The following is a 22613-nucleotide window of genomic DNA, read 5'->3' as shown; positions in this document are numbered from 1 at the left end:
TCCGAAATGGGGTACCTGAACGTGAATCGATCACTACTCAAAAAGTCGCTTTCCCTCGCGGCGGTCTCGGTGCTGGCCGGCAGCGTCGTCTCGACGGGCGTGCCGACGGCGCATGCCGTTCCGGGAGATAAAAGCTTCATCACCGAGGAAGGCTTGCAGGCGGTCACCCGCCTGCTGCAGGAGGCCGGGCCGGAAGCCGGAGCGGGCGCGGCGGCGCCGGGCCAGGCGTTCGTGGCCGAAGACATCAATACGAAGTCCGCGGACGAGATCAACGTCATCGTGCAGCTCAGCGGCCAGCCGGCGGCCGTCGGCCGCTATGCGGCCAAGCTCGGCTTCAAAGCCTTGGCCGCGGAATCCACCGAGGCGAAGGTGCGGTCCGAGCAGGATGCGTTCGTTCGGAGCGCGCAGGCAAGCAGCGTGACGTTCAAGGTCGACCGCCGCTTCGATACCGTTCTGAACGGGATGGAGATCACGATCCGCGCGGACGCCGTCCCGCAGCTGGCCAAGCTGACGGGCGTGAAGGCCATCCATAAGAACATCCGCTATTATCCGGCCGACGTGGCCGACAGCTATCAATCCGCCGCGGCCGGATCGTCCGCGATCGACACGGTGCCGCTCGAGCAAATCGGCGTTCTGAAAGCCTGGGAGCGCGGGTACACGGGCAAAGGACTGAAGGTCGGCGTCATCGATACCGGCATCGACTACCTGCATCCCGATCTCGCCGGCAATTACGTCGAGGGCGGCTACGATGCCATCAACCAAGACGACGATCCGTACGAGGACTTGCCGGAAGGCGATTACGAAGGGTCCTACCACGGGACGCACGTATCCGGCACCATCGCCGGGACGGCGTCGAACAAGGCGGCCGACCATGTGCAGAAGGGCGTCGCCTACGACGCCAAGCTGTACGCGTATAAGGTGCTCGGGCCGGAGGGCGGCACGTCCGCGCAGGTCATCGACGGCATCGAGCATGCCGTCGAGGACAAGATGGACGTCATTAACCTGTCCCTCGGCAGCGACCTGGAGAAGGATCCGAACTCGCCCGACGCCATCGCGGTGAACAACGCCGTCCTGGCGGGCGTCGTCGCCGTCGTCGCGAACGGCAACGCCGGCGCGGGCAATCAATATTATTATTCCATGGGCTCCCCGGCATCGGCGCAGCTCGCCATCTCCGTCGGCGCGGTCACGAGCGAGAGCATCCGCGTCGCGGGCCGGGTGCGCAGCGAGGTCGGCACCACGGCGAACGAAGCGCACATGGACTTGATGAGCTGGACGACGGACAAGGAGAACTTCAACGAGATGTTCGGCGACGCCCCGATCAAGGGCGTGTACGTCGGACTCGGGTCGAACGACGAATACCAGGGCCTCACCAAGGAATACCTGGCCGACAAAATCGTCTTCATCTCCCGGGGCAACCTCACCTTCGACGAGAAGGTGAAGATCGCCGCCAAGCACGGCGCGAAGGCCGCGGTCATCTTCAACGGCAACGCGATCGATCCGAACATCAACGAACCCGATCTCTCGGAGGATATCAAGGACCGTAACGGCCCGATCGGTCCGGTAGGCTTCCTCGGGGACAGCTACGATTACATCCCGACGTTCGACATGGCGGGCAATACGGGGCGCATGTTGGCCCGCGAGCTGAAGGCGCATCCGGACGAGACGCTGCAGTTCACGATGAAGAACGATTTCGAGAAGACGCCCGCGGCGGGCGACTTCATGGCGGACTTCAGCTCGAGAGGCCCGAACTCGGACGGCAATTACGGCATCAAGCCGGACCTGAGCGCGCCGGGCGTGCAAATCTTCTCGTCCGTGCCGGCCTACGGCAAGGCGAATCCCGATGCGAGCTACGATCAAGCGTACGCCAAGCTGAGCGGCACGAGCATGGCGACGCCGCACGTGGCCGGTCTCGCCCTGCTGCTCAAGCAGGCGCATCCGGCATGGACCCCGACCGACATCCGCGCGGCGCTGGCGAATACGGCCGAGGAGATCGTCGACCAGGACGGCACGCCGTACGACGTCTATTCGCAAGGCGCGGGCCGGGTCGACGTCATGAACGCGATCGATACGCGCGCGATCATCGAATCGCTGGACGAGATCACGATCTATGACGACAAGATGAGCCAGACGGTCATTCCGAGCGAGGCGAGCAGCGTCAGCTTCGGCCTGATGCAGCCGGGGGAAGAAGCGGCGAAGCCGCTCCGCGTCAAGAACCTGTCGGACGCGTCCGTGATGTACAGCGCTGAGGTCGTCCTGCATCCGTCGGTCACGTCGGACCCGCACGACCCGATTCCGACGCCGGATACCGGCAAGATCGCGGCGAAGCTGACCGGCCTCGCGGGCGATCAAGTGACGGTGGCCAAGGACGGGGAAATCGACCTCGGCTTGACGGCGACCGTGAGCCCGGAGGCGAAGGTCGGCGTGTACGAGGGCGAAGTGCTGCTGAAGAGCGCCGGCCTTCCGTCTCTGCATCTGCCGTTCGCGATTCATGTCGGCAAAGGGTCGGAGGACAACGACTTCCCGATTCAGAACGTGACGCTCAGCAGCACGACCGTATCGAAGGACGAGCCGATCGACATCGCGGCGTCGCTTCCGCTCGGCGAAATCAACCACCTGTACGCGGCGATCTACGACCTGAACGACCAGCCGCTCGGCATTCTGGCCGAATACTACGATCTGGACGAGGACAAGGACGTCCTGAAGCCGCTCCCGTCCGACTTCGTCATCCCGGAATTCGACGGTTCGTACAACGTCGGCATTTGGCTGAACGACGGCAATAAGTACAACGAGCAGCTGCCGGAAGGGCGGTACAAAATCGTCCTGGTCGGTTCGGTCTACGACGCGAATTACAATCTCGTCGATCAATCCGCGGCGTTCAAAACGTTCTATGTGAGCGACGGAGGGACGACCCCGCCGCCGACGCCGCCGACGGATCCGGGCTCGTACCCGAGCTTCCCGGTTCAGCCTAACGGCGCGGCGTACAACAAGGACGTGGCCGCTTCCGTGATCGAGAAGGGCCAGACAAGCGTTGCCGTCGCGGCGCAATCGAGCCTGGAAGGCGCGCAATTGTCCGTCACCGTCAACGACGCCGATCTGCAAGCGGCGCTGAAGGACGCGAAGCCGCCGGTCGCGCTGACCATCGGCGCGGCTTCCAAGGACGCGTCCTCCGCGACGCTGGCGCTGACGGCCGCGCAGGCGAAGCTGCTGAAGGACGCGGGATTGACCGGCACGCTCGTCTTCGCCTGGAACGACGCCTCCGTCTCCTTGCCGCTGTCGGCCTTGACGCGCGCGGCGGAAGGCGCGGACATCGTGATGACGATCAAGCAGGACGAAGGCAGCAAAGCCGAGTTCGCGAAGCAAGCGGCGGACGCGACGGTTCTGGGGACGCCTTACGTCTTCGAAGCCGCCATGGTCAGCGGCGGCACGCCTTCTCCGCTGAAGCTGAACGCGGACGAAGCCGCGGTCCGCTCGTTCCTCGTCGCCGGCGACGCGGGCACGGCCGGCGCGCTGTACCTTGAGGGCGGCAAGGTCTATCCGGTTCCGGCCGCGATGACCAAGACCGCGGGCGGCGATACCATCGCGACGATCCGCCGTCCGGGCTTCTCGACGTACGCGGCGGCCGCGCGCCATGTCGCGTTCGCCGATACCGGCAAGTCCTGGGCGAAGGAGCAGATCCAGTCGCTCGCGGACAAATTCCTGCTGAACGGCACGACCGCGACGACGTTCTCGCCGAAGACGGACGTCACCCGCGCGCAGTTCGCGTCCATGCTCGTCCGGGCGCTCGGCCTGCAGGCGCAGGGTACGGCGGCGCCGTTCGGCGACGTGAAGAGCGGCGACTGGTTCGCGTCCGACGTGGCGACGGCGTACGCGGCCGGTCTCGTCACCGGAGCGGACGGGCAGTTCAAGCCGAACGCGACGATCGCGCGCCAAGACTTGACGGTCATGCTGGCGCGGGCGATCAAGCTCGTCGGCCTGCAGCCATCGGGCACGGCCGGCACGCGCGCCTACGCCGATGCCGCGCAGTTCGGCGGCTACGCGAAGGACAGCATCCGCATCGTCACGGACGCCGGCCTGATGCAGGGCGTCGAAGAGAAAGGCGGCACCTACTTCCGTCCGGCCGACGCGACGACGCGCGAAGCCGCGGCGAAAGTGCTGCACGACCTGCTGCAAGCCTCCGGGCGCATTCGTTAATAGCGTGAATGATTAAGCGAAGAAAAGGCTGCCGAGCTTGGCTCGGCAGCCTTTTTTGTGTTGAGGAAGGGAGGCGGTGGCCGGGTGCGTTCGGAGCCGCCGTCGCGGTTGGAACGGCGGAGCGGCCGGGGAGGCGGAGGCGCGAGGGTGGCGGGAGGCGGAGCGGCGGCCGGAGGAGCGAAGGAGGCGGGAGCCGGGCCAAGTCCGCGCATCGAGGCGGCTTACAGCGCCTCGATGATGTCGCCGGCGATCAGGGCGGCTTCCGTCGCGCGGGCGGCGGAAGCCCGGTCGCCGGCTTCGCCGTGCAGGTACACGCCGGCCGCGGCCGCTTGCTCCGCGGTCAGCCCTTGCGCGAGCAGGCCGCCGATGATGCCGGCGAGCACGTCGCCCGAGCCGCCCGTCGCCATGCCGGGATTGCCGGTCGCGTTCACGTACGCCGACCCGTCCGGCGTCGCGACGACGGTGCCGGCGCCCTTGAGCGCGAGCGTGACGCCGTGCCGCTCGGCGAAGCGCTGCGCGAGGCCGATCCGGTCGCGCAGCACCTCGCGGACGGACAGGCCGCAGAGCCGCGCCATCTCGCCGGGATGCGGCGTCAGCACGACCGGCGCTTTGCGGCGCGGCCATGCGGCGAAGGGCTCGCCGCCGCCATGTTCGCCGGCGGCGGCCAGCATGTTCAAGGCGTCGGCGTCCGCGACCAGCGGGACGCCGTCCGCCGCTTCCCAGACGGCGCGCAGCCAGGCGCCGTCGCCGTCCCATCGGCCGAGCCCCGGGCCGATGACGAGCGCTTGCTTGCCGGCGGCCAGCGCGGCAAGCGCCTCGGGCGGCGCGGCGCGCCAATCGCCGCGCCCGTCGTCGGGCACGCCGTGCAGCATCGCTTCCGGCAGCCGCCCGGCCATGGGCAGGGCGAGCGCCTCCGGCAGCGCCCAGCTGACGAGCCCGCTCCCGGCGCGCAGCGCCGCCTTCGCGGCGAGCAGCCCCGCGCCGCTCATCGCGCGCGAGCCCGCGGCGACCAGCGCGTGGCCGTACGTGCCCTTGTGCGCGTCGGCTTGGCGGCGCAGCGGCCACGCGAGGCCGAGCTTCTCGCGGAAGGCCCGCTCGCCGAGCGCGAACGCGCGCACGTCCATCGCCGCGGCCAGCGCTTCCGGGATGCCGATGGGCCGCACGACGACGCGGCCGGCCGCCTCCGCGCCGGGATGCTGCTGCAGCCCGCGCTTCGCCAGCGCGAGCGCGACGGTGACGGCCGCGCGGATGCACGGCTCGGCCGTCTCGCCGGTGTCGGCGTTCAAACCGCTCGGGATGTCCGCCGCCACGATCGGCAGCCCGCTCGCGTTCGCCGCGCGGATCAACGCGGCGTACGGCGCCCGCGGCGCGCCGGCCGTGCCGGTGCCGAGCAGCGCGTCGACGAGGCCGTCGCAGCCGTCCCAAGCGGCGGCGCCCGCGTCCGCGAACGCGCGTGCGGGGATGCCGAGCCGCTCGGCAATGTCGCGCTGCGCGGCCGCGTCGCCGGCCAGTTGCTCCGGCGGCACGGCGTAGACGAGCACGGCGTCGTGGCCGAGCTCCCGCAGATGCCGCGCGCAGACGAGGCCGTCGCCGCCGTTGTTGCCCTTGCCGACGAGAATCGCCCATTTGGCCCGGCGCTTGCCCGTCTCGGCAAGCAGCCGGATCGCCTCCTCGGCGATGGCCCGGCCCGCGTTCTCCATGAGCGCGAGGGCCGGAATGCCGAGCTCGCCGATCGTTTGCCGGTCCAGCCGGCGCATTTCTTCGGACGTGACCAGGTACATGGCAGGTCCTCCTATCGCTTCGATTGTCGCGGTTCCATCTGATTGCTGCATGTTCCCGCTTGCGCCTATTCTTCTTTTTGCGCGTCTTCTTCGAGCAGCGCGTTTCCATCTCATGGTACGCTTCATGGTTCGCGCGTTCCGTTGATTCGATCTTACTCTTTTACCCGGCCGGGAACAATGGGACGCGCAAGCCGCGCAACCGGGGGCGGCCGCGAAAGCGAGCATCGAAAAAGCCGGCCGTCTCGGAGGCTGGCTTCGTGGCGTAGCAAAGCGGAAAGCGGAAGGCGGAGCGGCGGAACCGGTGCGGAACGAGGCGGAGGAGGCGGAGGATGGGAGGATGGGGAGCGTTGAAACGCCGGACCGGCGAGGGAGCGGGCCGCCTTACGACGCCAGCGCCTCCCGGGTAATCTGCTCGATGTCGATCGGAGACTTGACGCCCTCGCGGACGAGATCGGGCAGGATATGCCGGAGGAAATAATCGACGCAGTGCAGGCGGATCGATTTGATTTTGATCAGCGCGTGCCGGTACATGACGATGAATTCCTTCTCGAGGTTGCCCCGCTGCAACTCCGCGAAGGCTTCGTAGATCTGATCGAGTTTGTCCGCGACCTCGAGGATCTGCCCTTCGACCGAGTCGTTCTTCCCTTCGCGCAGCTGCCGGCGGAAGATCGGCTTGAACGCCTCGGGGATGTGCTCGTCGATGAAGTGCGCGACCATGCCTTCCTCGACCTGCTGCAGCATCGCGCGCAGCTCCAGCGAGTAGTGCTTCACGGGCGTCTTGATGTCGCCGATGAAGATCTCGCCGTAATCGTGGCTGCTCGTGATCTCGTACAGCTTCTTCCAGTCTACGGCGACGCCGTTGCTTTCCTCGATGTCCGCCAGCGTTTTGGCGTATTGGACGACTTTCCAGGAATGGGCGGAGACGCTGTGCGCTTGAAACTTGAACTTGCCGGGGCAGCGGATGATCCGCTCCAGATCGGTTAACGATTGAAAGTACGTATGAATGCCCATCGTTCGCAGTCCTTTCCGTGTTGAAGTCGGCGTGCGGCATAGGCTCAGTATACAGGCGAACTGTTAATGGATCGTTAACGCCGCGCGGAGGAGCCGCCGATGGGGCAAATGGATATCTTTTACGTGCTTCCTTGTCCGCCTCATGCTATGATTAGGGCTATAGAACTATAATAACGGCGAGGTGATCCTGTGACTTTAGAACTTCCCGTAGCCCATTGTCCCGTCTGCGGCGACGTGTACCGGAAGAACCTGCGTGGCTTGTGCGCGGACTGCTCGTCGGCGGAGGACGGGCAGGTAGACGCGATCGAGCGCGCGCTGAAACGGGACCGCCGCTTGACGAACGAGCAGGCGGCCGAGCTTGCCGCGGTTCCGGCGGCGCGCATCCGGACGCTGATTCGCCGGGGCCGGCTGAAGCTGTACGCTTATCCGAACCTGGCCGACGCCTGCGACCTCTGCGGGGCGCCGATCCGGGAGGGCAAGCTGTGCGGCGGCTGCTTGAAGAATCTGCGGGTCCAGATCGCCGAGGACCGGGAGAAGCAGCTTAAGCAGAAGCGGGAGCACATCTACTTGACGAAGCGGATTTGAGACGCGAGGCGTCGCGTTCGGCCTTGCTTAACGGCGCGAAACGTTCATGCCAAAAACAAAAACAGGGATCTCCCCGCGGGGGATCCCTGTTTTGCGCGTTTCAGCGCTTCCGGCTCTCGCCTACGTCCACTGTTCGATCAGCCGCTGCGCGTCCGCGCCCAGCGCCGCTTTGGCGCTTTCGGACGCGTTTTTGGCCATGGCCGGGTTGTTCAGGTGCTTCAGGAAATCCTGCAGATGCTTGACCGCTTGCTTCGGCTTGCCGCCGTCCAGCTGGTGCCGCGCCTGGTCGAGCGCGTTGCTGAGCTGCGGGACGAGCGGGCCGCTCAGGTCGCCGGAGGCTTGGAAGCGGGCGACGAGCCGTTTCATGGCGTCGACGCCCGTTACGACCTGGAAGCCGAACGTCTGCCGGATCGAAACGCCGGCATAATCCGTGAAGACGATCGTCGCCGTCTTGGTGCCGGTCAGCCCGGCGAAGTCCAGCTCGGCGGTCGGATGCGCCGCGTCGACCGCGTACGTGCGGCCGTCGACCGTGATCGCGGCGGACCGAACGGCCGTCAGGCCGGCCTGCAGCCGGAACGTCAGCGGCCGGTCGTCCGGAGCCGCGCCGCCCTCCGGCAGCGCCGTTCCGTTCGCTTCGAGCGCGAAGGCCGGATCGACCGGAAGCAGCACGCCGTGCGAGACGTTCCCCGCCTGATCGACCGATTTGATCGATACCGTATACGTGCCGCCGTTCTCGATGCCCGGAAGGACGGCGCTCTGGACGCCGCGCTTCACCTCGATCATGCCGCCGACTTGCTGGCTGCCCTTCAACAAGGCAAGCTGCACCTTCTCGGCGTCGGTATCGTACGGGCCGTCCCAATACAGCTTCAACTGGTCATCGCCGCGCACGACCTGCACGTGCGTCGCGTCGCCCGGCGCGACGTGGTCCTCCGCCGGCGGCGCCGGCGGCGTCGGCGCGTCGAATACGGCAGGATCGCCGAACGTGAATTTGTCGAGGTTGTACAGATAGTCCCCGCCTTTGAACAACAGGAACACGATATGCTTGCCGGTGACCGGCGCCGTTACGTTCGCCGTGAACCGCTTGAACGTCTGCCAGCCGCCCGTTCCCGTCACGGTGCCGGTTGCGATCAGCGGGCCGCTCAAGCTATCGAGGCGCACCTCGATCGTGCCGCCGCCCGTGTCGCTCGCGGCGTTGACGGTGAACGCCGTCGGGCTCGCGCTGCCGAAATCGACGTAATTGTACATGGCGTACGGCCCGTTCGGCCCGTAGACGCCGGCGAGGTACGTTTGTCCGCCGCCGTTCTCCCGGCCGACCGCCACGGCGGTCGTATAGTTCTCCGCTTCCAGCTTGCCGTACGCGTCCCGCGCCTGTCCCTTCACCGTCGAGAAGGTGAACCAGTCGAGGTTGAGCGGGTAGTCGCTGCCGTTCGCCCCGCGGAATACGAGGTAGACGTCGTGAATGCCCTTGGCCCGCGTGTCGTCGAGATTGCCCATGATGTCGACCCACTTGTCCCACGTGCCCAGCGCCGGGATGTCGACCGTGCCGGCGACCGGGCCGTCCAAGCCGTCGAGCCGCACCTCGATCGTGCCGCCCTGGCTGCCGCTCGCGACGTGGAACGTCGCGCCGGCGGCGCCGGCGCCGAAGTCGATGCCGCGGTAGACGGCATGCGCGCCGTTCGTAATGCCGTCGAGGAAGCCGAATTCGGCGTTCTTGCCCAGCCCCGCGGCATCGTCGTAGTTGCCGGCCTTCAGCCGGGCGTAGGCGTCCGTGCGCGTCGGATCGGTAGTCGTGAACTTGAACCAGTTCAGGTTGAACAGATATTGGTCGTTCGTCTTCGTAAAGACCAGATAGACGTCATGCTTGCCGGTCACGACGCTCGGCTGTCCCTGATCGTCCGTCAGCAGCCCGACGGCGTCCGAGAAATTGTTCCAGCCGCCGGTGCCTTGCACGTTCAAGGTGCCGACCTTGGGGCCGTCCGGCGCGTCCAGCCGGATCTCGATGTTGCCGCCGCCGGTGGCGCTCGCCGCCCGGGCGATGAAGCCCTTGGCCCCGCCGGCGCCGAAATCGACGTTCCGGTACGCCGCGTACATGCCCGGCTGAATGCCGCCGAGCTGGATCGTTCCGTCCGTGCTGTCCTCCATCACGAAGCCGCTGCCGATGTTGTATTTCTCCGCTTCCATGCGGTTGAACGGGTTCTTGTCCGCGTAGCGTACCTGCGCCGTTCGCGGCTCCAGCACGGACAGCGCCTCGACGGCGCCGGAGGCCGACCACGATTCGTACGTGCCGGCGAGCAGCTGCCCCGCCCAGTTGCCGTCGACGACGCCGTCCGGATTGCGGTTGCTCCACGCCGTCTCCGCGTTGAAGGCCAGCCAATCGGCCAGGTCGCCGCGCGCCTGAACGTAGGAGCCGTCGGTTTGCGGCTTCAGCGCCTCGAGCAGATAAGCCAGGTTGCGGATCAGGATCGTTTTGCCGCCCTTCAAATCCCCGTTCGGGCCTTCGAAGCGGAGCAGTCCGTTCTCGTCGGTCAGGTCGCGCTTGGTGTAGGCCGCGGCTTTCACGGCATCGTCCAGATACGTCGGGTCACCGGTCAGCCGGTACAGGCCGGACGCCGCGCCGATGAACGTGCCTTGATTGTAGTGCGTCGCGCCGCCGGCGGTGCCGTTTGCGACCTCGAGGCGGTCGTACACCTTGCCGTTGCCGTCCGTCAGCATCGTTTTGCCCCACGTATAGATCCGGTTCGCGGCTTGCAGGTAGCGGTCGTCCTTCGTGACGTCGTACAGGAATACGGCCGCTTCGGCCGCGGGGAAGTTGATGCACGCGTTCTTGCTGTCGTGCTCGCTGTTCATCCACCAGATGCCGCCGCCCGCGAACGCGTCGTCCCACTGCGTGTCGTAGACGAAGTCGAAATAATACTTGGCTTTCTCCAGGTAGCGCGGCTCTTGGGTGATCGCATACGCCCGCGCGCTCGCCATCGCCCACCACATGATGTCGTCGTTGAAGTGGTTGTTCGTCCAGTCGGCGCCGTACTTGGCGACCGTGCCGTCGAAGACGTCGTCGATCTGGGTCCGGAGCTGGGCCTTCAGCGCCGGGTCGGCGGTGTGCAGGTACGCGTCCATGACCGTCTCCCACAGCTCCGCTTCCACCCAGAAGCCTTGATAGTTGTCGGCTTGCTTGGAATTGGTCCGGAAATACTTCGCGCCGCCGTCCCAAAAAGCCGCGTTGAACGCCTTGATGGCCGTGTCGGCGTCCGTAGACGCGTAGGCGCGCGCCTTGGGAGCGGGGCCCATGGCCGTGAGGGGAGCGAGCACCAGCGAGCAGGCGGCGGCGAGCGCCATGAACCGTAAGGATGTCGATTTGTTTCGCACCGTCATGTAACCTCCATTGCAAAAGGATTGTTCGGCTGCTTCCGCGCTGCGGATGGACCGGGTAAAATTGGGTATGAAGCGCTTTCAACAACACTATAATTCGCTCGTCAATGGGATGTCAATATATTAATGTTTATTAAAATGATATATCATTTAGTCGGGCGTGCGTCTGCATGGCGCGGGATACCGGCCGTTCTAACCCGCAGCTCCCGTCATGGTTCGCTCGCGGCCCGTGCCCGCGCGATCCGTTGAAGGCCGGCGAGCGGCTTTCGCGGAGGGCCGTCCGGCGGCCGATCCGAAACAGGCATCGCTAAATCGGGCCTGCTGTGGTATAATGTAAGTCTCGTATAAGAATCGGAATGCCGCGTACTTGAAAAGGCAGCAGAGCTGCTTTGTTTCGATAGGCGGCTTTTTTGAAGAGCGATAAGGAGGCTTGCGCCCGTGTATAATTCCCGCAAAAGAATCCCGGTGGAGTATCCGACCGAAATGACCGCCATCTGGTCGTGCACGAAGGATGACTGCAACGGCTGGATGCGCCAGCGTTATTCGTTCGAGGATTCGCCCGTCTGCGCGCAGTGCGGGTCCCCGATGGAGGCGTGCGAGAAGGAATTGCCGATTTTGTACGATTCGGGGCTCGATCGGAAAGCCGCCGAAAAAAATTCGAAGACGAAGGATCCTGAGCCGGATGGACCGCTCGATGACCGGACATAGCGCGAGAACGCGCCGAACACGCAAAAAAGACAGCTGCGCGCAGCTGTCTTTTTTGCGTGTTCGGCAGGCGTCAGGCGCTCCCGCCCGACTTGTATTGTTTGACATACCCGAATCCCCTTAATTGCTTGCGATGTTCATCCCAGATCCGGAACCGCAAGGATTTCAGGCTGGACCACAGCGTAACGGGCCGGGCGCTTTGCAGCGTCTCGTTCTCGTCATGCGTGCGTTCCAAATAATAATTGGGCACCCGTGGGCTCAGGTGATGAATATGGTGATACCCGATGTTTCCGGAGAACCATTGCAAAATCTTGGGTAATTTATAGAATGAGCTTCCGTGCAGGGCGGCATCGACGTAGCTCCAGTTCTCGTCCTTCTCGAAATAACTATCTTCGAACTGATGCTGGACGTAGAAGAGCCAGAAGCCGGCCACCCCCGAGACAAGGAAGATCGGCGCTTGAATGAGCACGAATGCCTGCCAGCCGACCGCCTGGCACAGCAGCGCGGCGAGAGCGGCGATGCCCAGATTCGTGATATGCGTATTCAGGCGTTCGGCGGTTTTCGCTTTTTTGCGATTAAACCGATAGTCGATCAGGAAAACGTAGATCGGACCTAAGCCGAAGAGGATCAGCGGATTCCGGTAAACGCGGTAGCCGATTCGCTTGAGCAAGGGCAGGGCCACATATTCGTCGACCGTCAGCGTCCAGATATCGCCCGTTCCCCGCCGGTCCAAATTGCCGTTGGTCGCATGATGGACGGCGTGGCTGGACCGCCACTGACGAAACGGACTGAAGGTCAACACGCCCGCCAACGTGCCGATGATTTCGTTTGCCGTTCGGTTCGTGAAGAACGAGCCGTGGCAGCAGTCATGGAAAATGATGAAAACCCGAACCATGAGTCCGGCGGCGACCAAGGCGATCGCGAGCGTAAGCAAGTAGGAGACGGAAAGACTTCGATACGCTCCGTACCAGAGCAAGATCAGCGGAGCGAAGGTGTTGAACAGCTGCCAGACGCTCCGCGGCAAGCTCGAGCGTTCGTAAGGGGCGAGCAATTTCCGCAAATATTTGAAACTTCCCGATATGGTCATTCAAGAACTCCTCTGCTTTAGCGAACAGCCTCATTGTATCATACCGATGCCTCGGGCGGACGAAAGGGCATGAAGGGAAATGGAGGGGTACCGTCAGCGGGCCGCGTCATCCTTCCGCGCGAGCAGCCCGACCGCCGCCGAGACGGCCTCGCGCAAGGCCGCGAGATCCTTCGTGCTGTCCGCGTCGAGCGAGGCGCCAAACGGATTCGCCGCCGTCCAGGCCGTGGCCAGCGTCATGACGGCGGTCATCAGAAAATGCGGCGGGAACGCGCCGCCGACGCGGCCAGCCCGCTGCGCCACCGCCAGCTCCCCGACCTTCGCGCCGTGCGCCGCGCTGCGTTCGGGGGGGACGGCGTTTTGCTGCTCTAGGTTGTACCAGGCAAGCAAGCGCATCAGATCGGGACGGGACATCCCGAAATCGAACACGCGCGCCGCGTAGCCCGGCAGGTCGTCGGGCGTGAAGGAGATGTCCTCGTATACGCGCAGCAGATGTTTCTGAAGCAGGGTGGCGAAGAGCGTCTCTTTATTGTCGAAATAGATGTAGATCAGGTTCTTGTTGCAGCCGGCCGCCTTGGCGATGCGGTCGACCCGCGCGCCCGCGATGCCGTGCGCGGAGAATTCCGCCATGGCCGCCTCCAAGATGCGTTCTTTCGACGCCTCGGCGTTTCGCATCGTCATCAGTCCTTGTCCTAGTATCGTCGATCGGGTCCGTTATGGCACATTATATCACTTGACGGAGCGGAGAGAAAAACGTATGTTATTTCTAACTAACCGGTTAGATATAATGGATAAAGGAAGAAGGTTTAAATTCATGACGATACGGACTTGGCTTATTACGGGCGCGAACAGCGGATTCGGCCGCCAGATGACGGAGCAGCTGCTGGAGCGGGGCGACCGCGTCGCGGGCACCGTCCGCGAGGAGCGACGCCTACGGGGCCGTCCGCCAGGCGCTGACCGAACGGCTCGCATCGCTCGAGGCGCAGAAGGAGCTGGCCGTTTCGACGGATTTCCGCGGTGGGGCTTAAGCGGTCTTGCGGGCCGAACGGCTCTGCCGATGACGGCTCGGCACCGGCTCGGCGCCGTTCGCTTGCGCGACGGCGCGACCCGTCCCGTCCGTTTCCCGGCATTCGCCAGCTTGTCCGCGCGCATGCTTTGCGGGCGGCCCGGGGACAATGGGGATTACGGTGCCGGCGCATGCCGGCTCCAATCCGGAGGGACGGTGACCGCATGGACAATACCAACCGCAACGAGACGCCGCAGACCATCTCGATCCGTACCAGCGTGACCTGGCGATTGCTGCGCAGATGCTACCGTATGATGACACGCAAATAGGCGATCGCGCAGGCGCGCATCGCCGCGATGAAGCTGCGGCCCCTGTTCGGGACGCGGCTTTTTGCATGCCGGTTCAAGCCGGCGCGAAGCGAGATCATCGAAAGGACGGCCATCCGTCGGGCAACGCATAACGGAAGAGATAAAGCCATTGATGGAAGATGCGTTAACGCGCGAGGGTTGGGAGGAGGGGACTATAACGGAAGTCCGGGAGGTCCGCGGCCGGCGCGTCCCTCCCGGAATCCGGAGGTTTCGGGAAGCTAGCAGCTGTTTCGGGGCGTTACTGAATCGCTTCCGCGATCGGATCGGTCACTTTGTTGACCATCTGGTTGCGGCTGATCATATGGCCGGCTTGTCCGCCGACCGCGCGTCCGAGACGGTCGCCGAGCACGCCGCCCACGACCGCGCCGAGCACGGTGCCGACGCCGGGGAGCAGCGCGCTGCCGACGACGGCGCCGTATTCGACGCCGGCCATGACGCCGACCGCGCCGGTGACGTTTTCGACCGTATGGGCCGTGTATTCCCGTTTGCCCATGTTACCATGCTGCAGGCTGCGCGTATCTTGAATCTGGGTCATGCCACCCGAAAGAATGCCTGCCACGAGCGAGCTGCTTTGAATCATTGCAATTGCCTCCGTTTCTCGAGATCCGATTCAGGCCGTCGTAAAAAGGCCTTCTTAGATTGTGCCCCGATTCGGATTAATGTTGCGGGCCCCGGTCGCTGGGAATGATTGTTTCGGCCGAAGCCGAGAACCTTCGCTGAACCGCCGCTCCCGCGCTCTTCGCCATATCCGTCATGTCGAGCACGCCTTCCGTGCCCTTGACCGCCCAGCGGCGGACCGTCCTTCTGGCTTCCGGCGACAGCGCCAGCAGCAACGCCGCCCCGCCGAGCAGCAAGCCTACACGCGATTTGATCATCTGTTGTTTCCTCCTTATATAGGGTCGGTCGTGAATTGCGATTCGCGAACGCGTAGGCAGATTATCCCTCGTCATTCGGCGATTTATGCACGTTTGCGGCGGTGCCTGCCCCCTGCATAAGCAGAATCATCCTGCGTATACTACGCTAAAACCATGCAGCCTTTACCCCGAAAGGAGCTCACCATGATCAGTCACACGCCTCACGAACCCTTTTGCCGCTCTTTGCCGGGGCGAATTCGCTTGGAATTCGCGGGACTGCAGCAGAACAAGCGGAAGGAAGCCGATTTGCGCAGGGCGCTCGCGCTGCTGCCCGGCATCGTCGCCGTCGACGCTTCCGCGGTGACCGGACGGGTGCTCGTCCGGTACGACGAGCGCTTGCTCCCCGAGCCGGCCCTGCGGCGCCGGCTCGAAGAATTGGAGCGCGCGTTCGCGGAGCAGGCGGCCCCGGCGGCGGGCGAACAGGCGGCAGGGCCGGGCGGGATGGCGGCCGAGCCCGCGGCGAAGCGGGATCAGATGGCGGCTCAGCGAGCGGGCGAGCCGGCGGTGACGCTGCCGTCGGCGCACGCCATGGCGGCGGCCGCGCTCGAGCTCCCGGCCTCGGAGCCGCACGCCGGGCCCGCGGAGGACGGGCCGCCGGCGCAGGCGTATTCGCCGGGCGAGCGAATGCGCCCGGACCCCGGCGAGCCCGCGAGGACGGCGGACGCGAGAACGGCGTCCCCTCTGCCGGCGCGCCGCGTGCCTCTGCCGCTCGCCGTGGCGATGGGCGGCCTGCTCGCGCTCGGCGCGAAGCAGCTGGCGTTCGGCCGATCCGCCTTGGCGGAGAAGCCGGGCTTGTTTTATATGTCCGGGGCGGTCGCGGCCGTCACCGGTTATCCGTTTTTGCGGCGGGGCTTCGACCGGTTCGCGGCATCGCGGAAGCTGAACGCCGATCTCGTGCTGGGCACGGCCGCGCTCGGACTCGCGCTTTTCCGTGAAAGCCTTGTCGTGCTCGGCGGCCTCACCGTGCTGCAGTACATGAACTGGCAGCGCAGCCGGCTCGGCGTCCGCGACATGGACGAACAGCCGCTCAGCCCGGAAATTCGGGCCTACAGCGAGCGCGCCGGCCGGCTCGGCTTCGCCGCCGCGGGCGCGACGTGGCTGCTGACGCGCAGCCCGCTGCGGGCGCTCGGGGTGCTGCTCGCGTCCAATCCGCGTCCGGCCACCATTCCCGTGAAAGCGGCTTGGCAGCAGGCCGAGCTGGCGGCCCGCGAAGCGCGCCGTCCGCTTCCGGAGGCGGTCTCGCTCGCGGATATCGCGCAGTCCGGCACGCTGCTGCTGGAGCGTACGTCGCTGCTCGCGGAAGCGGATTTCGGCGAGACGTCGTCGCTGTCGAACGACGAGGACCCGGACAAGCTCGTTTGCGCGGCCGCGAGCCTGATGGCCAAGGCGAATCATCCATGGAAGGCGGAAGTGCTGCGCAAGGCGAAGGACTCGTGCCGGACGCTGCGCACCGCCTTCCGCGTCGAACGCGAGGAGGACGGGATGCGCGGCCTGATCGGCGGCGTGCCGTACTGCCTCGGCAGCCTGGCCTGTCTGATGCGCCACGGCATTCCTTACGAAGCCTATTATTTAGAAGCGAAGCGGCTGGAGAGCAAAGGCTGCGAGGTGCTGTTCCTGGCGAAGCAGGCGGGCGGCGGCTGGCACTGCCTCGGACTGCTCTATCGCGTGGAAGAAATGAGCGCCGAATGGCGGGCGATGCTTGCCCGCGCGCGGGAAGAGGGGTTGCGGCCGGCCGTGCTGGAGGATAGCGCCGGCTTCGGTCATGAAGCGATGGAGCGCTTCGGCTTGCGCACGGACTGGCTGAACGTGCCGGCGTACGAAGTGGCGGAACGCATCGCCAAGCTACATCAGGCCGGCGACCCGGTGCTGCTGGTCGGCGAGCCGGACGGCGACGAAGACGGCGGCTTCCGGTATTTGAAGGAGGGGGGCGCGCCGGTCGTCTCGCCGGGCGAGCTCGGCCGGCTGCTGGACGCCCGGCGGTCCGCGCGGCGGATCGGCGGGGCGGCCCGGACGCATTTCAGGCTGACGCGGCTGTGGACCGTCTGCGGCGCGCTGCTCACCGCGGCGGGCGTCATCGGGGCGCCGCTCGCCAACCTCGCCGGCGATGCGATGTCGCTCGTCTTCCTATCGCGCACGCAGCGGCTGGCGCAGCGCGAGTTCCCGGCCGGCGGCGCGGCGCGGCCGGCGGCTTTCGCGGCGCACGGCGAAGCGGCTGCGGCGTCGGAGACGGCGGTCGTTGGCGCCGCGGCGATCCATACGCCGCCGGTGCCGGACGCGGCACCCGTTCCGTGGCACGGCCTCCCGTGGGAGCGCGCCGCCGAACGATTCCGCGTGCGCGTCCAGCAGGGGCTTTCGGACGGCGAGGCGGAAGCATTGCGACTGCGTTATGGCTCAAACCGGCTCGCGGAGAAGCCGCCGACGCCGTGGCTCGTCTCGTACCTCGGCCAGTTCAAGGAATTCACGACGCTCATTTTGCTCGGCACGACGGTTTTCGCCCTCCTGACGGGCGGACGGTTCGACGGGCTCGCGATGGGCGCCGTGCTGTTGGCGAACGCGGCGATCGGCACGTTCCAGGAACGGAAGGCCGAGCGGATCGTCGAGAGCTTGAACCGGTTTCAGCCGCACGACACCAAGGTGCTCCGGGACGGCGAGGAACGGCTGATCGGCGCGACGGAGCTCGTGCCCGGCGACATCGTCCGCCTGGAGCCCGGCGATCGGGTGCCCGCCGATATTCGGATCGTCCGCGCCTGGAATCTGGAGGCCAACGAAGCCGCGCTGACCGGGGAATCGCTGCCCGTCGCGAAGCTGGAGACGGAAGCGGGAGGCGACTGCCCGCTGCCGGAACGCAGCTGCATGCTTCACATGGGCACGGACATTTCCCGCGGCAAGGCGCTCGGCGTCGTCGTGCGGACCGGAATGGATACGGAGATCGGCCGCCTCATGGCCATGCTGAAGCGCGACGACCATGCGCAGACGCCGCTTCAAGCGAAAGTCACGTCCATCAGCAAGCGGTTCATCAAGTGGGCGTTCATCGCGGGCAGCGTCGTATTCGCGGCCGGCCTGCTGCGGGGCATTCCGTTTCCGGCCTTGGTCGGGTCTTCGATTACGCTGATCGCTTCGGCGATTCCCGAAGGACTGCCCGTCACCATTACGATCGGGCTGAGCGCCGGCCTCTTCCGCATGGCCAAGAACAGCGTGTACGTCCGCAAGCTGGCGGCGCTCGAGACGCTGGGCCGGGCCACCATCATTTGCACGGATAAGACCGGCACGTTGACGAAGAACGAAATGACCGTCAAGCAGATCGCTTCCGTGGGACACGCCTGGGACGTATCCGGCAGCGGCTACGATCCGGCGGGCGGGTTCCGGGAAAGGGCGGCGAGGACCGGTGCCGATGGCTTGAAAGAGGGCTTGAACGAGGGCTTGAAGGAAGGCTGGACGTCGTTCGGGGAGAACGGATCCGTCGTGACCCAGCCGGAGCTGCTGCGCGTGCTCCAAATCGCCTGCTTGTGCAACAACAGCCGTCTGGACAGAGCAGGGGACGAATGGACGATGCAGGGCGATCCGACCGAGGGCGCGCTTCTCGCGATGGCTTACAAGGGCGGCATCCGGCCGGAGCGGCTCGCCCATTGGCACCGCGGCGCGGAGGTGCCGTTCGATTCCGGCACGGGCAAGATGAGCGTCGTCTGCCGGGACGTCTCGGACGGCGGCCACGCCTGCTCGATTTTCTCCAAGGGCGCGGTGGAGTCGATCCTTCGCCGCTGCGGGCGGTACCAGCACGACGGCAAGGTATATCCGCTGAACGATCAGGTTCGGCAGCGGATCCTCGCGCAGAGCGAACGGCTCGCCGGCGGCGCCCTGCGCGTGCTCGGCTTCGCGTATCGTCCCCTGCTGGCGAACGAGCACGACGGCCAGGTCGGGCTTGACGAGAAGGAGCTGATCTATGCCGGCATGGCCGGCATGATCGATCCGCCGAAGGCCGACGTCCGCGCGAGCATCGAAGAAGCGCTGGCGCTCGGCGTGAAGCCGGTCATGATCACGGGAGACCACCCCATTACCGCGATCGCCATCGCCGAGCAGATCGGCATCGCCGCCGGCCGCCGGCCGGGCGACGTGCTGTCCGGCCACGAGCTCGACCGGATGAGCGACGAGGCGCTGGCGGAGGCCGTCGACCGCGTGTCCATCTACGCCCGCATGGCGCCGGAGCACAAGCAGCGCATCGTGGCGATGCTGCGCCGCAAGGGCCACGTCGTCGCGATGACCGGCGACGGCGTGAACGACAGCCCCGCGCTCCGGCAGGCCGACGTCGGCATCGCGATGGGGCGCGCCGGGACGGAGGTCAGCAAGGCGACGGCCGACATCGTGCTGAAGGAGGACCGGTTCGGCTCCATCGTGGACGGCGTGAAGGAAGGACGCACGATCATCGGCAATATCCGCAAGGCGATCGGCTCCCTGCTGACCGGCAATCTCGCGGAAATCCTCGTCACGAGCACGGCGATCATCCTGGGCATGCCGATCCCGCTCGTGCCGATTCAGATTCTGCTCATGAACATGCTGACGGACGCGATCCCGGCGATGATGCTGGCCGTGAACCCGGGCGGCCGGGCGAAGCAGACGGAGCGGACGGACATCGTGGACAAGCCGCTGTACCGGAAAGTCATCGCGCGCGGCGTCCTGCTGGGCGCGGGCGCGCTCGGCCTGTTCGGCCTGGCGCTGGCGTCCGGACAGCCGGTGCCCGTGGCGCAAAGCATCGCGTTCGCGACGCTCGTGGCCGGGCAGCTCGGCCAAACGCTCTCCTGGCGGCGCGAGGGCAGCATGCAGCCGGCGGAGGGCCGGTGGCGCGAGGACCGGTATTTGATCGGCGCCATGGCGTTATCCTGCGCGGCGCTGCTGGCGGCGCTGTACGTGCCGGCGCTGAACGGGTTCTTCCACACCTCGCCGATTCCGCCGCGGCAATGGCTGCCGATTTTGCTCGTCGCCGGTTCGGTATCCCGGCTGTCCAAGCCGATATTGGCGCTGCTCGAACGCAAAGGCGCCGGGGCCGCGCCCTTGTCGCCGGCCGGTATCGCGGCTTAGCGGCGCGGTCGCGTTCGGCGAAGCGCTTTTGAACCCATCGAATGGAAAACAGATCATGAATGACCTTAACGATGTTAGAAGGAGGTATCCGGCCATGCTGGAACGAAACACCGAGAAACTCATCATGGGCATGGCGTTCGCCTTCGCGGCGACGACGCTGCTGCCGATCGTCAAAAATACGCTGAGACCGCTCGCCGGGACGGGAGCGCGGGAAGGAGAGGAAGCCGGCATGGATGCGGGAGCCGGCATGGATGCGGGAGTCGGCGCAGGTGCCGCGGCCGGCGTGATCGCGGGCGTGACGGATCGGATCCGGTACGCCCTGCGGGCGGCTCGCGAAGAGGTCGAAGACATCGTCGCCGAAGCCCAATTCGAACGGATGCGCAAACGGCTGGACCGCGAGATCGCGGCGGAATCCGCGTTTGCGGCGGAGAAGGGAGTTGCGCCGCATGGCCAGCCAAGCCATTGACCAGCATCTGCGGGAGGCGCTCGCGCATCTCGAGCAGGCGATCAATCAGAGCATCGACGACGTGCAGGCCGATCCGTCCGCGAAGCAGGAGCTCGGCGGCAAGTGGCAGCATTTCCTCGGCGAGTTCTACGGCATGGTGAAGGAAAAGGGCGTCAAGACGCGGATCAATCTGCTGAGCTGGATTTCCTTCGCGCGGCTGCGATGACCGTCCGGCGGGCCTGGGCTTGGCCCTGGCGGCGTGGGACTGCAGACGGCGTGGTACTGCCGCCGCGCCTCCGCGCCCCGTCGGGGCCGTTCCGGGAACGGATCGCGGCAACAAGAATTAATGAAACCTCCGGCCGCTAGGCGGCGGCTTCGAATGGAGAATTTAACGGAACTATAGGCGGCGAATGGGCGGTTGCCGGTACTGGCTCGCCTACACGCGTCCAACCGCGATGGATTCGAGCATAAAGAGGTGACAGGCTCGCCTGTACGAGCGGAAACGTCATGAATTCGCGCGCAAGAAGATGACAGGCTCACCGACATGAGCGCAAAAACCGCAGTTTCCGGCTCCAAAGGCTGCCCTTCATAACCATAGGCGCCGAAAACCCGATTAGCGCGCGTTTTATCGTCCTGGCCGTTCGGTACGAGCAAGCGCTGCTGCACGAAGCTCGCGGCCGACTTTTCGGTTCCGGCGGGGGCTTGCAAGCTCGTTCAAATTGTTGTATAACTATCTTAATACAGGTCCGTAGCTCAATGGCAGAGCAACCGGCTCTTAACCGGTAGGTTGTGGGTTCGACCCCCACCGGGCCTATATCCCATCATCCTCCGTTCGCGATTACGCGGGCGGAGGATTTTTTATGTTGGCGGATTGGGTTGCGCATACGGTCGGAGGTCAAACATGCGGCATTCCCCGCGGATTGAACGAGGTACGCTTCTCCTTCTGCCGCAGCCGGCAGGCGGATGCTTATATAGCGTGCATCATTTTGCCCTGTCAATTATTAATGGCGAGAATCGCGGCCAGCAGCTTGCTTGGCGGTACAATTTCGCGCGCACGGCTTCAAGCGGAGGCGACCGTCGGCTGCAAGGCGGGCGTCGAATGTCTTGGAAAGCGCGCGAAGCGCGATTATTTTGCAAGTTGGTTACAAGTCGGCCGCAAACCGGATACATCGCGGCGTCAATCGGCAACAGGGCGGCGGTATACTGGAGCTAGACCAAGGCGGGGCGACGACCGCCGCCGTTAGACGAAGGAGCGCGATCCGACATGAATCCTAAATTGCTCATCCTGCCGCTGCCCTCCGCGCTGCGGATAACGTTAACGGCCGGCCGCGGCTGGCCGCTTCATTCCAAAGCCGCTTCCGTTTACGGGAATGTCCCGGGCGGACAAGCTTCCGGCAGCGACCCGGCCGAGAACGACGGTGCGGCGCCGTTCGCCGCCTCCGCGCCGGTCGGCGATACGGGGGCTGCGCGATGAGCGGGGCTCTGCAAGCAGCCGCCGCGGCGGAGCGGGACGCGAAGGAGCAAGAGTTCAATCGGCTGTACGCGCGGTACGAACGCCTTGTCCACGCGACCGCTTACGCGATCGTCAAGGACCGGTATCTGGCGCAGGACATCGCGCAGGAAGTGTTTTTGAATATCTATGCCCGGCTCGATTCGGTGCGGGACGCCGCGAATCCCGAGGCGTGGATGACGGCCGTCGCGCGGAACAAGGCGATCGATTATCGCCGCAAAGCGTTCGGGCGCGTCCTGTTGACGGACCGGGTCGAGCGCTGGAGCGCGGGGGCGGCGGACGGCCCGGACCGCGCCTCGGCCGTCGCCGACGCGCTCCGGCTGATCATGCGGCTGGATCCGCTGCTGCGCCAGCCGCTCCTGCTTATCTACGCGCACGACCTGACCTACGAGCAGATCGCGCGCGTCCAGCGCTTGACGGTGGCCGCCGTGAAGACGCGCATCCACCGCGCGCGGAAGCAGCTGCGCGCGATGGCGCGGGAGTAGGCGAGCTCGCGTCCGATAGACGTGACACGAGATAAAGCCTTTGCCCCGGAGGGGCGAAGGCTTTTTGGGTTGGGGATGGCGGCGGC

15 protein-coding genes and 1 tRNA gene are annotated in these 22613 nt (G+C 65.6%); 9 read left to right on the top strand and 7 right to left on the bottom strand.

The annotated features are described in order from the left end of the window. Positions 1 to 21 precede the first annotated feature (21 nt). Positions 22 to 4191 carry a S8 family serine peptidase gene (locus BMZ79_RS35495; protein ID WP_177222107.1) on the top strand — a complete coding sequence of 1390 codons (4170 nt, stop codon included), beginning with the start codon at positions 22 to 24 and terminating at the stop codon, positions 4189 to 4191. A 221-nt stretch (positions 4192 to 4412) separates the two neighbouring features. On the opposite strand, the gene BMZ79_RS11460 is transcribed toward BMZ79_RS35495, so the two are convergent. Together BMZ79_RS11460 and BMZ79_RS11455 are read right to left on the bottom strand one after the other, a co-directional pair. After that, entirely contained in the window at positions 4413 to 5972 is a 1560-nt protein-coding gene (locus BMZ79_RS11460) for an NAD(P)H-hydrate dehydratase (protein ID WP_090639960.1), read from the bottom strand. Between the two features lie 381 nt (positions 5973 to 6353). After that, the gene (locus BMZ79_RS11455) at positions 6354 to 6983 is read right to left on the bottom strand and encodes a YfbR-like 5'-deoxynucleotidase (protein WP_090639956.1); all 630 of its coding nucleotides are present in this window, start codon (positions 6981 to 6983) and stop codon (positions 6354 to 6356) included. A 189-nt stretch (positions 6984 to 7172) separates the two neighbouring features. Between BMZ79_RS11455 and BMZ79_RS11450 the strand changes: the two genes are divergently transcribed. After that, on the top strand, positions 7173 to 7568 hold the full coding sequence (locus tag BMZ79_RS11450) for a hypothetical protein (RefSeq protein ID WP_143088933.1): 396 nt from the start codon (positions 7173 to 7175) through the stop codon (positions 7566 to 7568). 120 nt (positions 7569 to 7688) lie between these two features. On the opposite strand, the gene BMZ79_RS11445 is transcribed toward BMZ79_RS11450, so the two are convergent. Beyond that, positions 7689 to 10940, bottom strand: coding sequence for a carbohydrate-binding protein (locus tag BMZ79_RS11445; protein WP_090639949.1), 3252 nt, complete (start codon positions 10938 to 10940; stop codon positions 7689 to 7691). Positions 10941 to 11375: 435 nt separating this feature from the next. Between BMZ79_RS11445 and BMZ79_RS11440 the strand changes: the two genes are divergently transcribed. Then, positions 11376 to 11645 carry a cold-shock protein gene (locus BMZ79_RS11440; protein ID WP_090639947.1) on the top strand — a complete coding sequence of 90 codons (270 nt, stop codon included), beginning with the start codon at positions 11376 to 11378 and terminating at the stop codon, positions 11643 to 11645. 70 nt (positions 11646 to 11715) lie between these two features. Here BMZ79_RS11440 and BMZ79_RS11435 read toward each other — a convergent pair whose 3' ends face one another. From BMZ79_RS11435 to BMZ79_RS11415, 4 genes are all read right to left on the bottom strand, one after another. After that, a complete protein-coding gene (locus BMZ79_RS11435; protein WP_090639945.1) occupies positions 11716 to 12729 on the bottom strand; it encodes a Delta(5) desaturase DesA in 1014 nt (337 codons plus the stop codon). A gap of 93 nt (positions 12730 to 12822) precedes the next feature. After that, positions 12823 to 13407, bottom strand: coding sequence for a TetR/AcrR family transcriptional regulator (locus BMZ79_RS11430; protein WP_256252670.1), 585 nt, complete (start codon positions 13405 to 13407; stop codon positions 12823 to 12825). A gap of 931 nt (positions 13408 to 14338) precedes the next feature. Continuing rightward, positions 14339 to 14680: a hypothetical protein gene (locus BMZ79_RS11420; RefSeq protein ID WP_090639938.1), complete on the bottom strand. Its 342-nt coding sequence runs from the start codon at positions 14678 to 14680 to the stop codon at positions 14339 to 14341. Positions 14681 to 14756: 76 nt separating this feature from the next. Next, positions 14757 to 14975 (bottom strand): hypothetical protein, encoded by a 219-nt coding sequence (locus BMZ79_RS11415; RefSeq protein ID WP_090639935.1) that lies wholly within the window; start codon positions 14973 to 14975, stop codon positions 14757 to 14759. A gap of 153 nt (positions 14976 to 15128) precedes the next feature. On the opposite strand from BMZ79_RS11415, the gene BMZ79_RS35490 reads away from it, so the two are divergent. From BMZ79_RS35490 to BMZ79_RS11385, 6 genes are all read left to right on the top strand, one after another. After that, complete coding sequence (locus BMZ79_RS35490; RefSeq protein WP_371263670.1) at positions 15129 to 20087, top strand: HAD-IC family P-type ATPase; 4959 nt, start codon at positions 15129 to 15131, stop codon at positions 20085 to 20087. A gap of 94 nt (positions 20088 to 20181) precedes the next feature. Then, positions 20182 to 20553, top strand: coding sequence for a hypothetical protein (locus tag BMZ79_RS11405; protein ID WP_090639930.1), 372 nt, complete (start codon positions 20182 to 20184; stop codon positions 20551 to 20553). Continuing rightward, positions 20534 to 20758: a hypothetical protein gene (locus BMZ79_RS11400; protein ID WP_090639928.1), complete on the top strand. Its 225-nt coding sequence runs from the start codon at positions 20534 to 20536 to the stop codon at positions 20756 to 20758. Before BMZ79_RS11405 ends, BMZ79_RS11400 begins: the two co-directional genes overlap by 20 nt. 516 nt (positions 20759 to 21274) lie before the next feature. Continuing rightward, positions 21275 to 21346: transfer RNA gene (locus BMZ79_RS11395), tRNA-Lys, on the top strand. 450 nt (positions 21347 to 21796) lie between these two features. Continuing rightward, positions 21797 to 22006 (top strand): hypothetical protein, encoded by a 210-nt coding sequence (locus BMZ79_RS11390; protein WP_090639925.1) that lies wholly within the window; start codon positions 21797 to 21799, stop codon positions 22004 to 22006. Further along, positions 22003 to 22527: an RNA polymerase sigma factor gene (locus tag BMZ79_RS11385; protein WP_090639923.1), complete on the top strand. Its 525-nt coding sequence runs from the start codon at positions 22003 to 22005 to the stop codon at positions 22525 to 22527. Before BMZ79_RS11390 ends, BMZ79_RS11385 begins: the two co-directional genes overlap by 4 nt. Positions 22528 to 22613: the final 86 nt, after the last annotated feature.

The sequence above is a fragment of the Paenibacillus sp. UNC496MF genome (assembly GCF_900113915.1).
GTDB lineage: Bacteria > Bacillota > Bacilli > Paenibacillales > Paenibacillaceae > Paenibacillus_Z > Paenibacillus_Z artemisiicola.
This window is presented reverse-complemented; position numbering and strand designations above follow the sequence as displayed.

Coding starts and splice junctions, on each gene's coding strand:
- BMZ79_RS11460 (WP_090639960.1), bottom strand. CDS start 5,972: ATGTACCTGGTCACGTCCGAAGAAATGCGCCGGCTGGACCGGCAAACG.
- BMZ79_RS11455 (WP_090639956.1), bottom strand. CDS start 6,983: ATGGGCATTCATACGTACTTTCAATCGTTAACCGATCTGGAGCGGATC.
- BMZ79_RS11445 (WP_090639949.1), bottom strand. CDS start 10,940: ATGACGGTGCGAAACAAATCGACATCCTTACGGTTCATGGCGCTCGCC.
- BMZ79_RS11435 (WP_090639945.1), bottom strand. CDS start 12,729: ATGACCATATCGGGAAGTTTCAAATATTTGCGGAAATTGCTCGCCCCT.
- BMZ79_RS11430 (WP_256252670.1), bottom strand. CDS start 13,407: ATGACGATGCGAAACGCCGAGGCGTCGAAAGAACGCATCTTGGAGGCG.
- BMZ79_RS11420 (WP_090639938.1), bottom strand. CDS start 14,680: ATGATTCAAAGCAGCTCGCTCGTGGCAGGCATTCTTTCGGGTGGCATG.
- BMZ79_RS11415 (WP_090639935.1), bottom strand. CDS start 14,975: ATGATCAAATCGCGTGTAGGCTTGCTGCTCGGCGGGGCGGCGTTGCTG.
- BMZ79_RS35490 (WP_371263670.1), top strand. CDS start 15,129: ATGCAGCCTTTACCCCGAAAGGAGCTCACCATGATCAGTCACACGCCT.
- BMZ79_RS11405 (WP_090639930.1), top strand. CDS start 20,182: ATGCTGGAACGAAACACCGAGAAACTCATCATGGGCATGGCGTTCGCC.
- BMZ79_RS11400 (WP_090639928.1), top strand. CDS start 20,534: ATGGCCAGCCAAGCCATTGACCAGCATCTGCGGGAGGCGCTCGCGCAT.
- BMZ79_RS11390 (WP_090639925.1), top strand. CDS start 21,797: ATGAATCCTAAATTGCTCATCCTGCCGCTGCCCTCCGCGCTGCGGATA.
- BMZ79_RS11385 (WP_090639923.1), top strand. CDS start 22,003: ATGAGCGGGGCTCTGCAAGCAGCCGCCGCGGCGGAGCGGGACGCGAAG.